Raw genomic sequence first — 13,251 nt, 5'->3', positions numbered from 1 at the left:
TTACTTCTTCTCCATCACGCATTGCAGCGGATGTTGATGTTTGCGGGCGAAATCCATCACCTGGGTTACTTTCGTTTCGGCCACCTCATATGTGTAGACGCCACATTCGCCGACGCCATGATGATGGACGTGCAGCATGATCCGGGTCGCTTCCTCCCGGTTCTTCTGGAAGAAGCGCTCCACCACGTGAATGACGAACTCCATCGGGGTGTAATCGTCGTTGAGCAACAGTACCCGATAGAGATTGGGCCGTTTCGTGACGGTTCTCGTCTTGGTGACGACAACCGTTCCGCCTTCCCCGTCCTCGTCCCGGCGCGATCCGCTTGCCATGCCTAAACCCGTCTGCCTCTTCGTCCTGCCCGTCACCGGGGCGGCCCTGCCGGAGCGGGACAGACCATCTGCCCGCCCGCCGGCGCCACCGTTTCCGGGCACCCTGCCCAATCACGCTGCCCGACCGCGGCGCACCCGCGCCCGGCCAGTCGCCTTCACTGCCAGTCGCCCTCGAACCGGTCCGGCTGCCCCCAGTCTAGAGCGCCGACCGTAACCAAGCCCTTCACCGGAAGACGGGAAAAAGGGCTTGCCTGGAAACCCGACGCACAGGCCAGGCCCGAAGGTCCTGCCCGCAATCCTTACCTGCCCTCGGGTCCGGCGCAATGGTCTGTTTCACCTACTCCGCGCCAAAGTGAGCCACTGGTTGCGACCTTTCCGGAGATGTAGGACCGTTTTCGCATTATGGAAGATCAATCCTGAGTGAAGCTTGGGACGCCCGGAGCGGCGGCGCGCGCCTCCCCGCCGGCGCCAGCCCGCATCCGGCCGCCGACAGAACCGGCAGGGGACCGCCCCCGCGTGGCGTCCGCCGGCCCGGCACGCCGATTATTTTGCAGTGCAAAAAATTCCGGCGCACGGGCGTGCGGCACCCGAAATGCAAGACGCCCGGAAACCGAACCGGTTTCCGGGCGTCGAAACTGCGGGGCCCTGAGGCCCGGGACGCGGCGCTGCCTTACTTGGCGGCCTTGCCGAACAGGCCTTCGTAGGGCTTGTAGGCGTCCTTGGCGAGATCGGTGTACATTTCACCGATCTTAGTGAACTTGGTCATGGCGGCCTCGTAGGAGGTCTTCACGTAGTCGGTCTGGGCCTCGAGAGCCTTGTCCAGCGACTTGGAAGCCATGATCTTCTCGACCGCAGCGGTGCCTTCCTCGAAGGACTTCTTCTGGAAGTCGGCGAGTTCCGAGGCAATTGCCTGCAGGCCCTTGGTCACATTTCCGGCGGTCTGCAGCGCCAGGTCCATGTGTTCCTTGCTGTACTTCTGCATGTCTTCGAAATTGTTGATCATGTCCTGCCCTCGCATGTGCGGGCTTCCCGTCGGGAAGCGCGGTTAGACCCCGGAACGCCGAGTTGCGCCATAATCACGCAGCGCACAAAAAAGTCAAGATTCATTTTGCACTGCAAAAACCCGCTCAGCAGAACCACGTAGACGCCCGCTCGGTAGGGTTCACGAGTGCTTAAAATGAACGCCCGTTTTACTCATTCGTAACCGCGTTGCGACCACACTGGCCGAAGTAGGGGGCAAGGGATCAGCGATCCGCGCCGTCGGGGGACGGCAGCGGATCCGGCATTCCTTGTCAAAGGGTCATGCCCCAGGATGGGGACATTGAGAGTTCGGGCGGTATGCGTAGGTTTCTGGCAGCATTCTCTTTTTCTCGGATTGCACGGAAGATTGCTCAGGTTGCGGTCGTCACCGCGTGCGTCGTGGCCACGCCGGCCGTGGCGCAGCAGGGCCCGAAATATGCGGGCATCGTCGTTGATGCCAAGACGGGCGAGGTTCTCTATTCGGACTCGGCCGACGAGCTGCGCTTCCCCGCCTCGCTGACGAAGATGATGACGCTTTATGTGGTCTTCGAGGATCTGGAGGCCGGCCGCATCAAGCTCGACACGCCGATGCGCGTCTCGGCCCGCGCCGCCGCCCAGGCCCCGTCGAAGCTCGGCCTGCGCGCCGGTTCGACGATCAGCGTCCGCGACGCGATCCTCGGCCTCGTCACCAAGTCGGCCAACGACGCCTCGATGGTGATCGCCGAACACATCGGCGGCACGGAAGCCCGCTTCGCCGACCGCATGACGCGCACCGCCCGCCAGCTCGGCATGTCCCGCTCGACCTTCAAGAACCCGCACGGCCTGCCCAACCCGGGCCAGCGCACCACCGCGCGCGACATGGCCCTGCTCGGCCGCGCCCTGCACGAGCGCTTCCCGGCCTATTTCGACTTCTTCAAGACGCGCTCGTTCAATTTTCGCGGCCGCACCCATGGCAACCACAACCGCCTGCTCGGCGCGGTGCCGGGCGTCAATGGCATCAAGACCGGCTACATCCGCGCCTCGGGCTTCAACCTGGTGACCTCCGTCGAGCGCGACGGGCGCCACATCGTCGCCGTCGTGATGGGCGGGGCCACCGGCCGCTCCCGCGATGCGCAGATGGTCCGGCTGATCAACCAGTACATGAAGGAAGCCAGCACCGGCCGCCGCACCGCTCCGCCGATCGTCTCCCGCTCCGGCCCGCTGGCCCTCGCCTCGGCCGCCGACGACAAGCCGACCGCGCCGCTGCGGGTGCGGGCGCCGCTCAAGGCCCCGGTTCCGGACGCAAAGCCCGACCGCGCCCCGGCCGTGGTTGCCGCGGCTCCGGCAAGCGCGCCCGTGAGCGCCCCGGTGACTGCCCCGCGTCCGGCCCCCGTGGCCGAAGCCCCGGCCCGCGTCCCGGCGCCGACGCCCGCTCCCGCGCAGGCACAGGCCTCGGCCGCCGCACCGGTCCGTGCTCCGATCCCGCCGCGCCCCGTTCCCGCCCCCGCCCAGCAGGGTGAGAGCGTGGCAATGACCACGGGCTCGATTGCCAATCCGCGCTTTGCCGCGACCTTCGACGCCGTCGCTGCCGCTCCGGTGGAGACCGTCCCGGCCCCGGAAACGCAGGAGGCTGCCGCAGCGCCGACGACCCGCGTCGCCTCGCTTGATCCGGTGATGCCCGTGGCCAGCGCCCGTGCCAGCGACACGACCGTGACGGTGGCCACCAACAATGCGGCCGAAGCCGTTCCGGGCTGGCAGGTGCAGATCGGCGCGGCCGAATCCGAGACCGCTGCCATCGGGCTGCTGAAGAAGGCCCGCGACGCCACCGGCGCTTCGCTGCGCAAGACCAGCCTGCACACCGAACCGGTGAACTCGAACGGCCAGACGCTGTTCCGGGCCCGTTTCGTCGGATTTGAAGACAAGAACGACGCACTTGCAGCCTGCAGGACGCTGAAGCGTGCGAAGTTCAACTGCTATGCCGTCTACCAGTAACGCGTATTGGGGTGGATCAATGTCGTCGGAGAAGCTTGTCTTTAGCCTCGTTGAGTTTCGCCGCGAGGAAGGTGGTGCCACCGTGGTCGGGGTGGAGCCGCTTCATAAGCCGGCGGTGCGCCGCTCGGATTTCCGCTTCGCCGGCGCCGGGCGCAAGCCCCAGGATCTGGTAGGCCTCCTGATCTGTCATGGCGCCCGCGCCCGTCGCGCCGCCCTGCCCGTCTGCGGCATCCGCCTCGAAGTCTACACGCCAGCCGGGAAGCCGGCGGTCGAGGTAAGCTTCGGCTAGGGCCCTGCTGTCCCGGTCTGTGGCAGCCTCCTGCCACAGGCCCTTGAGCTCGGGCGGCAGCAGGCTGTCCAGCTCCCGGCCGCTGAAGGTTCCGGCCAGAACGATGCCGGTCATGCGACCGCTGTCATGATCCAGCTCCATCTCGATCAGCGCCGTCCGCACCCGCGACCTTTGTCCGGCCTTGCGCGGACCCGCTGCCGCCGCCTGGCCCCAGCCGGCCCGCAGCAGCGCCACGCCGAAGATGGCCGCCGGCACGGCAAGCCCCATCCGCCCCGTCAGTCCGAGGATCGCGGCCACCGCGAGCAGGATCCCGCCGAAGGCAAGCCTGCCGTTCATGGCAAGCCGGGCCGGATTGGCCGCGACAAAGCGCCGCCCGGCGAAGAGGAGGATGCCCAGCAGGGCAAGACCACCGAGAAAATACAGCATCGTCGACCTTGTCCTGATCCCGTCACCCGGGTGAGATGTGGCTGAGCAGCAGGCGGGCACCGGCGTTTCCACGCCGGCCAAGCTGCTCAAGGCCGCCGAGCCCGCCGGCCGCATAGGCCGCCACCGCGCGCAGGAGCCCGGCAAGTTCGGCAGCAGAGCGATGATCAAAGGCCAGATGGACCCCGCGCGTCAGCCGGGCGATCTCGCCAAAGGCCCGGGCCGCAACCGGATCGTTGCCTTCCTGGAACAGGAACACCGGCACGCCGAGCAGGGCCAGCTCGCCGGCCCGCGCGCAGAGGAGATCGATGTCCTCCTCGACACAGTCGCCGACATAGACCAGTGCCTTGAGCCCGCCGGCTCCGGCCGCCTCGCGCGCCGCCGACAGGACCTTGCGGATCTGGGTGTGGCCGCCCTCGCAGCCGACCTTCGCCATCAGCCCGGCAAGCCGACGGGGATCCTCGACCCAGGGCGAGGCCCGGCATTCATCAAGACCCCGGAAATAGACCAGCCGCACCGCGAGGCCACCAAGCCGCGCCGCCTCCTCGAACATGCCGGCCTGCAGGTCCCGCGCGCGGTCCCAGGTCGGCTGGCGGCTCATGGTGGCATCGAGGGCAAACATCAGCCGGGCCGTGGCCGGCGTGGTCTGGACGGGCGGCGCGATCCGGCTCGCCTGCGTCAGGAAGCTCGCGACTTCGGCAGCGGAGGAACGCGGGGCGACCGCACCGGATGCCGCGGACGGATCAGTCTGGCCCGTGGGGCGACGGTCAGGGGCCGCGAACGGGTCCGCACCGGAGGCCTGCGCCCGGGGCCACCAGCCTGGTCTGGCCGTGCCTGTCCGGCGGTCCGCTCGCTCATCCCCCTGATCCCTGTCATCGGCGCTGGCCATCCATCCTCCCTTGCCGGCGCCCGAGCCGCCCGGCCTGCTGTAAGGTTGGAAATCCGCCGGAGGAAGGCAAGGGGCTGGCGACGGTTCAGAGCAGCCCGAGCTCGGCGAGGTCGCGGCGCATCTCCTCGGGCAGGTCCTGACCGCCGCTGCTGCCACGCATGTCGGCCGGCGCCTCCTCCGGCTTCAGGTAGCGCCAGCCCTGGAACGGCCGGCGCGGCTGCATCTGGGTCAGGATGAGGCGCGGCTCAAGCACGAGATCACACCGCGTGATGCCGTCGGTGTCCTTGAAGGGCCGGATGTCGACCAGCGGCTGACGGACCTGGATGTAGCCCTTGATGACCCAGTAGAGCGAGCCGCCGTCGAGGATCTCGTCCTTGCGCGTCGGCACCATGCGGGTCGTATGGGCCTGCTCGCGCGGGAGACCGGCCGCCGCAAGCTGGTCCATGCGGAAGTCGATCCACGCCTGAAGGTCCTCGACGCTGTCGGCGCCGACACAGAGTTTGACGATGTGCAATGCCATACCCATTTCCCTAACAAGCCCGCCCCGGCGGGCATAGACCCTCCCTGCGGCCGGCCCGGCTTATGCACAGCCCGGCCCGCCTCCCCCCCTTGCCTTTCCGGGGCGACGCAGCTTGATTGATCCCATGGACGTTTTCTTGACCGGCGGTACCGGCACCATTGGCAGCGCAATTCTCCGGCGTCTTCTGGCCGAGGGGAAGACCGTTGCCGCCCTTGCCCGCTCCAGCGCCAGCGCCCGCTGGCTGGCCGATGCGGGTGCGACCCCGGTGGCCGGGGATCTGGCCAATCCGGACCAGTGGATCGCAACGGCCATGGCCTGCCGCGGCATCATCCATGCCGGGGCCACCTTCGGACCGGACATGGCGGGCGAGGAACGCCGGCTCGTGGCGCTGCTGCGGCGCGTCGCCGCCGAGGTCGCCGAACCGCCGCGCCTCGTCTACACGGGCGGCGTCTGGGCGTTTCCGGCAAGCCCGGCACGGCCGCTGAGCGAAAGCGCCGCCTTCGACCCCCTGCCCGCCTTCTCGCATCTCGGCGAACTGGTGCGGTCGCTGCAGACCCTGCCGCGCATGGGCGTCGCCATCATCCATCCGGCGCTGGTCTCGGCCCCGGGACGCGGACCGCTTGCGGAAATGGCGGAGGCAGCCGTCTCCGGCACGCCCTTCGTCACCCGCGCCAGCGCCGACACGATCTGGCCGCTGGTGGACGCGGATGACCTCGCCGATCTCTATCTGAGGGCGCTCGCCTCGTCGCAGTTCCGGCTGAGCCTGATCGGGGCCGGCGTCGCCGGGGCCCGCGTCGGCGACATCGCCGCCTGCGTGGCCGCCGCCAGCGGGGCGGAGGTGGTGCTGGCCACGGCGCCTGCGCCCGACATCGAGCCGCGCCACGACACGGCCGCCGGCTATGCCCGCTCGCAGATCGTCTCGGCAACCCGGGCCATGCGGATGCTGGGCTGGCAGCCGGTCTGTACCTCGCTGGAAACGCTGGTCGAGGTTGCGGTCGGACCCCTGCCTGCCGCGCCGCGCCGTCGCGGCGACACTCCGGCAGACACGGCCCGGCCGGATATGGCCGGAGCCGTCGGCGCGGCCGGGATCGACGCAGGCTCGGCACCGGACGCGGAGACAGAGGCCGAGGCTGCCCTGGCCGGGGCACCGGCGCAGCCTGAGCCCGAAACTGAGAATGCGGCTGAGACTGGCCCCGAAACTGGGCTCGCGCCGCAACCGGAGCCGCCGCTGCCGACCGCAGAGGACCTCGGCGCAGAAGACCTCCCCGGAGACGACTGGCCCGGAGACGACTGGTCTGGAGACGACCTTGTCGGCATGGACCTGGCCGAGGACGAACTGCCGCCGCTGCCGCGCAAGGCAAGGGCTGTGGCCGCCGACGTGGAGGCCGGTGGCCCCTTCGTGATCGATGTGGAACCCGGGCAACCGCTGCCGCCGGCCGGCGACATGCCGGATGCGGAGAGCCCCGAGGACGCGAGTCCAGAGCCGGATACTGCGGCGGGCACCGCGGCGGGCACGGATGAGGGCACGGAGGCGACCCCGGGCACGATGTCTGCGGACGACGACGCCCAGGCCGGCATCCGCGATCTGGACCGGGAACTGGACCCCGAGGCCATCGCCGAGGCGGGCGATGAACGGGTCCGGCCGCTCGATCCGGACCTGGCCGATCCGGCCGGCACGGGCCCGGAAACCAAACCGTAACGGCACTCGCCTAGGCTCTGACGGTTCCTCTCCTCCCGGAGCCCGCAAGTCATGCGCCATTCCCTGCTCGGACGCCTGGTTCTGGCGATGCTGTTGCTCGTCACCTTGCCAGCCACGGCGAGCCGGAGCGAGGATCTGATCGCGCTCGGGCCCTACCAGCTCGTCAACACCGCCGGCTTCACCACCGCTGCAGACGGGCAGCGGACCGAAATGGGCACCGATCTCGGCACGGTGGAAGTGCTGGTCGACCTCACGCGCGACGGATCGGCGATGGTGCTCACCTTCGACCAGGTGCGCCTGACCCTTCCCCGTCTGCCACAAGGCCTGGCGGCGGTGGACTGGGGCGGCAGCGAATCGATCACCCTGCGCCGCGACGACATCCTCACGCTGACCGGCAAGACGCGGCTGGAGGACGTCGACACATTCGGCGCACGCATCGCCTGGCCGCAGGTCGGCGAGGCAATGCTGGTGCTGTTCGAGGCCGGTGGCAGCAGCTATGCCGGGTTTCTGGTCAGCCGGCCGGACGGCAGGACGGTCGTGCGGCAGATGGAGGCGCATCGCTACTTCGCAAGCCGTCCGCGGGCCGCGCGCGGGCACTGACCGTCACGGCGACCCGCCGGCGGGCGCTGCCGGCCGGACAGCGCAAGCCCCTCGGCGCCCTGTCCCGAACCGGCAAGTCCCTGGAACCCGGGCGATGAAAAGACGAAAGGCGCGGATTGCTCCGCGCCTCTGTCAATCTGGTCTCACGATCCCGGTTCAGCGGGCGATGCTCACGGCCGTGGTGGCGGTTTCAGCGTCGGCGAACAGCATGATCAGTGCCAGCATGCCCCCGAGAACGAGCACCGTCCACGCGGTGACGCCCCAGCAGGACTTCTGTACGTTTTCGTCCATGAAAACCCTTGTCTTTTCAAGCTGCCCCCGGTCCCCGCAGGGTCCGAATATGGCGGCTTTGCGGCATGAGATTTAATGTCTTCCTAACACCTTCGCAAGCGCAAAAAAGTGACAGCTGCTCAGCCGGCTATGCATTGCTCGAAAATGCCTGAGGGAGATCAAGTGCTTGCACCTGACCGTCATCCCGTTGATAAATCAGGGAGGTTGGGAACGCTGTTTGATTCAGTTAACCACTGGGCAAGGACTGGGCCGATTTCATGACTGCCTTCACACCGCTCGACTGGCTCGCCGTGGCCTGGTTCCTGATCGCCTGGCTGGGCTTCAACGTGCTGGTGGAACTCTCGCCGCTCAAGCACCGGACCCTGTCGATGCGGATGGAGACCTACCGCTATCGCTGGATGCAGGAGATGGCGGCGCGGCAGGTGCGGATCATGGACACGGCGATCCTGACCGGCCTGCAGCAGGGCACGGCCTTCTTTGCCTCGACCGCGCTTCTGGCCATCGGCGGCGCCTTCACGCTGCTCGACGCGGCCGACCGGATCGTGGAGATCGCGGGCGACCTGTCGGTGCCGGTGGAGGCAAACCGGGTGCTGTGGGAGGTGAAGGTGCTCGGCCTGATGCTGATCTTCGCCTACGCCTTCTTCAAGTTCAGCTGGGCCTACCGGCTGTTCAACTACGCCAGCATCGTCATGGGGGCCGTGCCCGATTCGGTGACCGGCGACCCTGAGGAGCTGGCGCGCACGGCCCACAAGGCCGGCCGCCTCAACGCCCTCGCCGGCCGGCACTTCAACCGCGGCCAGCGGGCGTTCTTCTTTTCCATCGGCTTCATGGGCTGGTTCGCCGGCCCGCACGCGCTGGCGGTGACGACGCTGCTGGTGCTGATCGTCCTGCTGCGGCGTCAGTTCGCGTCGAATGCGCGCGAGGCCATCATGATCTCGGAACAGGCACCGCCCGCCGCCATCGCCTCGATGTCGGGCGAGAAGACCGACACCGGATCGGCGAACCCCTTCACGTAATAGGTGCCGCGCAGGCCGTGGTGGCACCCCATCAGGTCGGCAATCGCCTCGGAGACGAGGATGTCCCGGTCAAGATGCTTGGCCAGATCGGCGATGCGCGAGGCAAGGTTGACCACCGGGCCGATCACCGTGAAATCAAGCCGCGTCTCGCTGCCGACATTGCCGAAGAAGACGTCCCCGGCATGCAGGGCAATGCCGGCCCGGATCGGCGGCACCTCCTCGCTGCAGCGCGCGTTGATGTCGGCAATGCGCAGCACCGCATCGCGCGAGGCAATCAGGGCGCGCCTGGCGGCAAGCCGGGCCTCCTCTTCCGTGGCATAGGGGAAGATGGCCATGACCTCGTCGCCGATGAACTTTAGGATCTCGCCCCCCTGCGCCTCGACCGATTCGGCCATGGCCCCGAAATAGGCATTGAGCAGCCGGATGAGCTTGTCGGCCGGCAGCTGGTTCGACAGCTCGGTGAAGCCGCGCAGGTCGGCGAAGCTGACGACCGCCGAGATGTGCTCGCCCTCCCCGCGCTTGATGGTGCCGGTGAGAACCTTGGAGCCGGCGCGCGGGCCGACATAGGTGTTCAGCACCGTCTCCGCCGTGCGCCGCAGCGTGTTCAGCTCGCAGATGAGGCCGATGGGCCGCACGATCGTCTCGAACACGGCGACATGCGACAGGGTAAAGCCGCCGGGGGCCTTGGTCGCGACCGTCAGGGCCTTGCGGCTGCCATCCGTGAAAGGCATCGGCAGGGCAATGTAGTCGGTGTAGCCGTCGGCGCGCAGGTCCGGGATGATGCCATATTCCCAGCCCTCGGGCTCGGGCGTGATGCGCACGCGCACCGTGCGGCCCTCGACATAGACGACCTTCAGCGGGCTGCTGTTGTAGGCCTCCTCGAGGTTCTCCGCCTCCATGTAGCGGCGCAGCGCCCGTTCGCCGTCGGTGGTCCAGATGGCGCTTTCGGCGCGCACGTTGGGATGCAGCAGCGTGATGCCGGTGGTGATGCGGTCGACGGGAACCTTGGCGGCGTTGAGCCGTTCGCCCAGTTCGCTGACCAGCTTCAGACTGTCCTTGATGCCGATCGCCTCGCTCGACAGCCATTGCATGACATCGGCGGCGATCAGCGGGGCCTCGAGCGACATGGCCGCGGTTCCTTCGTGCTGTTCCTTGTCCCTCAAGATAGGGCCCGCCAGGCCGGCTTGAAAGACGCCCGGACGGAAATCGACCGTTTACCGGCAAAGAACAGTGAAGCCGCCGCTCAGGGCGCGGGAAACAGGGCGCTGCTGCGTCCGCTCAGCCAGTAGGCGACAAGGCCGATCCACTCGCGCACCGCCAGGTCGAGCCGGGTCAGCCCCTCGGAGATCGCGTCGAAGCCGAGCCAGCGGTCCTCCTCGCCCCGGGTGCGCCAGTCGACCGGATAGGGCACGAGCCCGGTCCAGCCCGCCTGGCGGAAGACGCCCATGGCGCGCGGCATGTGCATGGCCGAGGTGACGAGAAGGTAGGTCTCACCGTCCTTCGGCCGCAGCAGGGCGCGGGTCTCCATGGCATTTTCCCAGGTGTTGCGCGACTTGCCTTCCAGCAGCACCCGCGCCGGATCAAGACCGAAGCCGGCGAAGATGCGCTGCGCCGCCTCGGCCTCCGTGGAGGTGTTGCCGAAGAGCACGCCCTGCCCGCCGGAATGAACGATGCGGGCCGCCGGATAGCGGCGTGCGAGATCGGGCACGACCGTCAGGCGCTCGCCGGCGGTGGTGATCGCCGGATAGGGACGGACGCCGGAGACGACCGTGTCGATGGCCCCGCCGAGAACGATGATCCCGTCCACATGCGCCGGCAGCGGATCCGGATGGCTGAACCGCTGCTCGAGCGGCAGGAGGACGATGTTGGCCAGCGGCGAGAACCCGGCGACCGCCAGCCCGAGGACCGCCGCCCCGACCGCAAGGCGTCCAAGTCGGCGGGTCCGGGCAAACAGCAGCGCGCACAGACCCGCGAGCGCCAGCAGAACGAGAAAGTTCGACGGCCGCGCCACGAGAAAGAACAGCTTCGCAAGATAAAAGAACATGTTCCCTGGCCAGTCTGCTATGTGGCTGCGCGACATTCCCGCCCGGAGATCTGCCCGTGACCCTCGACCGCTTCTATCTCATCGTGAATTCGACAGACTGGATTGAACGCCTCCTGCCGGTCGGATTGAAGCTCGTCCAGCTTCGCGTGAAGGACCAGGACGAAGCAACCGTCCTTTCGCAGATAAGGGAAGCCAGCCGACTGTGCAACGCCGCCGGTGCGACACTGATCGTCAATGACCATTGGGAGGCCGCCCTGACGGCCGGTGCGGACTGGGTCCATCTCGGTCAGGAGGACCTGGACACGGCCGATGTCGGCGCGCTGCGCCGGGCCGGGATCCGGCTGGGCCTATCCACCCACACGCCGGAGGAGCTGGACCGGGCGCTGCAGCACGCGCCCGACTACGTGGCCCTCGGCCCGATCTTCGAGGCCCGGGGCAAGAAGGTGGACTATCCGACACAGGGACTTGGCCGCATCGGCGAGTGGCGCCGGCGCGTGACCTGTCCGCTGGTGGCGATCGGTGGCCTGACGCTGGAGAGCGCGGCGTCCGTCTATGCGGCCGGCGCCGACAGCGTCTGCGTCATCACCGACGTGCTGAACCACCCGGATCCGGAGGCGCGCTGCCGGGACTGGCTGGCCGCGCGGGAGACCTGGCGCCGGAGCTGACGCTGGCCGCCAGCCTGGCGGATTGCGGCAACCCGTGACCCACATCACAGGGTCCGGTGCCGGGATGCGCGATGGTGTCCCTGTTGAGACGAGTTCTCACGCATGGGGCAAAAAATGACGCTTTATCTTGAGCTTGGCGGCCGTGCCGCCATCCGTCGCGCACTCGAGGCAACCCTGTCCGGCGGGCACCCGGAGCAGGTCGAGGCGCGCGAGGAGTTCGCCGAATTCCTGGTGTTCCTGTTCGGCGGCGCGCCGGTCTACGAGGGCCCGGCGCTGCACCAGACGGTGGCCCCGTTCTGTTGCGGGCATCAGGCCTATGACCGGCTGGTGGATGCGCTGACCGAGGTCCTGACGGCCTCGCCGCAGGCGGCCGGCCTTGAACGCGACGTGCGCCGCGCGCTGGAACAGGTGCGCTGCCATGTGGTGCGCAGCCCGCACCCGGTGTCGCTGTCGGCCGCCGCCGTCGCCTCCGCCCAGCCCCGCTACGCCTGAGCCGGCCCACGCCCCGGCCCGAACGCAAAAACCCCGCGGACCGGCCGGTCCGCGGGGTCTTTCATCTCGGTGGAGCCACCGCCGGCCAGACGGCCGGCTCAGACTGCTGACAAACTTCGACGTTTCGTCCGTTTGCCGTCATTCCGGACAAGGTGAGCGTTTCGCGAACCGCAGATCCGGAATCCAGCATGTCTGTGCGAGCGCAAGCGAGCCCAAAACCACGTCAACTCGATACGACTTGCGACCGACAGGTGTGTCGCGCTTCGCGCGGCTGATATCTGGATCCCGGCTCGGCGCTTCGCTGACGCTCAGCTGGGCCGGGATGACGATTGAGGGTTTGTCATCAACCTCCGCCGGCCAGACGGCCGGCTTACTTCAGGTCGTCGACGGAGGCAGCAATCTTGCCGACGAGGCCGTACTCGATGCCCTCTTCCGGGCTCATCCAGTAGTCGCGGTCCGTGTCCTTCTCGATGCGCTCGATCGGCTGGCCGGTCGCGTCGGCGAAGATCTTGTTGAGGCGGTCGCGCATCTTGAGGATCTCGCGGGCCTGGATCTCGATGTCGGTCGCCATGCCGCCGGCACCACCGGACGGTTGATGCAGCAGGAAACGGGTGTTGGGGGTGCAGAAGCGCATTTCCTTCGGCACCGAGACGTAGATCAGCGCACCGGCGCTCGCCACCCAGCCCATGCCGAGAATGCGCACGTCCGGACGGATGAAGCGGATGGTGTCATGGATCATGTCGCCCGATTCGACGTGACCGCCGGGCGAGGACACGATGACCGTGATCGGATCGCTGGACACCTGGGCAAGGGCCAGCAGCCGGGAGCAGACGTCGCGCGCCAGTTCCTGGGTGATCGGCCCGGTGATCAGCACGGTGCGGGCATCAAAGAGATGCTTGTCGACCGGGATCGACTGCGGCGTCTTGGTCTTCTCGTCCTCGTCATCCTCGAGGCGAGCGGGCACCGACATGTAATGATGGCTCATGCGCTGGGAAGCTCCCT

General features: G+C 68.0%; 15 protein-coding genes. 6 read left to right on the top strand and 9 right to left on the bottom strand.

The annotated features are described in order from the left end of the window. Both clpS and GWI72_RS03805 read right to left on the bottom strand, forming a co-directional pair. A complete protein-coding gene (clpS, locus tag GWI72_RS03810) occupies positions 1-330 on the bottom strand; it encodes an ATP-dependent Clp protease adapter ClpS (protein WP_161675713.1) in 330 nt (109 codons plus the stop codon). 670 nt (positions 331-1,000) lie between these two features. Further along, positions 1,001-1,333 (bottom strand): phasin family protein, encoded by a 333-nt coding sequence (locus GWI72_RS03805; RefSeq protein WP_161675712.1) that lies wholly within the window; start codon positions 1,331-1,333, stop codon positions 1,001-1,003. 416 nt (positions 1,334-1,749) lie between these two features. On the opposite strand from GWI72_RS03805, the gene GWI72_RS03800 reads away from it, so the two are divergent. Then, positions 1,750-3,321 (top strand): serine hydrolase, encoded by a 1,572-nt coding sequence (locus GWI72_RS03800; protein WP_209000048.1) that lies wholly within the window; start codon positions 1,750-1,752, stop codon positions 3,319-3,321. A gap of 16 nt (positions 3,322-3,337) precedes the next feature. Here the strand turns inward: GWI72_RS03800 and GWI72_RS03795 are convergent, their stop codons facing one another. The 3 genes from GWI72_RS03795 to GWI72_RS03785 all read right to left on the bottom strand — a co-directional run bounded on the left by GWI72_RS03795 (position 3,338) and on the right by GWI72_RS03785 (position 5,442). Next, the gene (locus GWI72_RS03795; RefSeq protein ID WP_161707884.1) at positions 3,338-4,036 is read right to left on the bottom strand and encodes a DnaJ domain-containing protein; all 699 of its coding nucleotides are present in this window, start codon (positions 4,034-4,036) and stop codon (positions 3,338-3,340) included. A gap of 22 nt (positions 4,037-4,058) precedes the next feature. After that, positions 4,059-4,922: a VWA domain-containing protein gene (locus GWI72_RS03790; protein ID WP_244314194.1), complete on the bottom strand. Its 864-nt coding sequence runs from the start codon at positions 4,920-4,922 to the stop codon at positions 4,059-4,061. 85 nt (positions 4,923-5,007) lie between these two features. Then, positions 5,008-5,442 carry a DUF1489 family protein gene (locus tag GWI72_RS03785; protein WP_161675709.1) on the bottom strand — a complete coding sequence of 145 codons (435 nt, stop codon included), beginning with the start codon at positions 5,440-5,442 and terminating at the stop codon, positions 5,008-5,010. 136 nt (positions 5,443-5,578) lie between these two features. Here GWI72_RS03785 and GWI72_RS03780 point away from each other — a divergent pair, with 136 nt between their 5' ends. Then, positions 5,579-7,141 carry an NAD-dependent epimerase/dehydratase family protein gene (locus GWI72_RS03780; RefSeq protein ID WP_161707883.1) on the top strand — a complete coding sequence of 521 codons (1,563 nt, stop codon included), beginning with the start codon at positions 5,579-5,581 and terminating at the stop codon, positions 7,139-7,141. Positions 7,142-7,192: 51 nt separating this feature from the next. After that, positions 7,193-7,741 (top strand): hypothetical protein, encoded by a 549-nt coding sequence (locus GWI72_RS03775; RefSeq protein WP_161675707.1) that lies wholly within the window; start codon positions 7,193-7,195, stop codon positions 7,739-7,741. 156 nt (positions 7,742-7,897) lie between these two features. Here GWI72_RS03775 and GWI72_RS20290 read toward each other — a convergent pair whose 3' ends face one another. Beyond that, positions 7,898-8,032 carry a hypothetical protein gene (locus tag GWI72_RS20290; protein ID WP_280116327.1) on the bottom strand — a complete coding sequence of 45 codons (135 nt, stop codon included), beginning with the start codon at positions 8,030-8,032 and terminating at the stop codon, positions 7,898-7,900. A 257-nt stretch (positions 8,033-8,289) separates the two neighbouring features. On the opposite strand from GWI72_RS20290, the gene GWI72_RS03770 reads away from it, so the two are divergent. Next, positions 8,290-9,048: a DUF599 domain-containing protein gene (locus GWI72_RS03770; RefSeq protein WP_161707882.1), complete on the top strand. Its 759-nt coding sequence runs from the start codon at positions 8,290-8,292 to the stop codon at positions 9,046-9,048. Here the strand turns inward: GWI72_RS03770 and GWI72_RS03765 are convergent. Beyond that, on the bottom strand, positions 8,931-10,175 hold the full coding sequence (locus tag GWI72_RS03765) for an adenylate/guanylate cyclase domain-containing protein (RefSeq protein WP_161707881.1): 1,245 nt from the start codon (positions 10,173-10,175) through the stop codon (positions 8,931-8,933). The genes GWI72_RS03770 and GWI72_RS03765 overlap by 118 nt on opposite strands. 116 nt (positions 10,176-10,291) lie before the next feature. After that, positions 10,292-11,092, bottom strand: a complete 801-nt coding sequence (locus GWI72_RS03760) for a YdcF family protein (RefSeq protein ID WP_161707880.1) — start codon at positions 11,090-11,092, stop codon at positions 10,292-10,294. Positions 11,093-11,148: 56 nt separating this feature from the next. Here GWI72_RS03760 and GWI72_RS03755 point away from each other — a divergent pair, with 56 nt between their 5' ends. Then, positions 11,149-11,757, top strand: coding sequence for a thiamine phosphate synthase (locus GWI72_RS03755; RefSeq protein WP_161675703.1), 609 nt, complete (start codon positions 11,149-11,151; stop codon positions 11,755-11,757). A gap of 114 nt (positions 11,758-11,871) precedes the next feature. Beyond that, entirely contained in the window at positions 11,872-12,249 is a 378-nt protein-coding gene (locus GWI72_RS03750) for a globin domain-containing protein (protein WP_161675702.1), read from the top strand. A gap of 370 nt (positions 12,250-12,619) precedes the next feature. On the opposite strand, the gene GWI72_RS03745 is transcribed toward GWI72_RS03750, so the two are convergent. Continuing rightward, a complete protein-coding gene (locus GWI72_RS03745) occupies positions 12,620-13,234 on the bottom strand; it encodes an ATP-dependent Clp protease proteolytic subunit (RefSeq protein WP_161675701.1) in 615 nt (204 codons plus the stop codon). Between the last annotated feature and the right edge of the window lie 17 nt (positions 13,235-13,251).

Source organism: Pannonibacter sp. XCT-53, from assembly GCF_009915765.1.
Taxonomy (GTDB): Bacteria; Pseudomonadota; Alphaproteobacteria; order Rhizobiales; family Stappiaceae; genus Pannonibacter; species Pannonibacter tanglangensis.
This window is presented reverse-complemented; position numbering and strand designations above follow the sequence as displayed.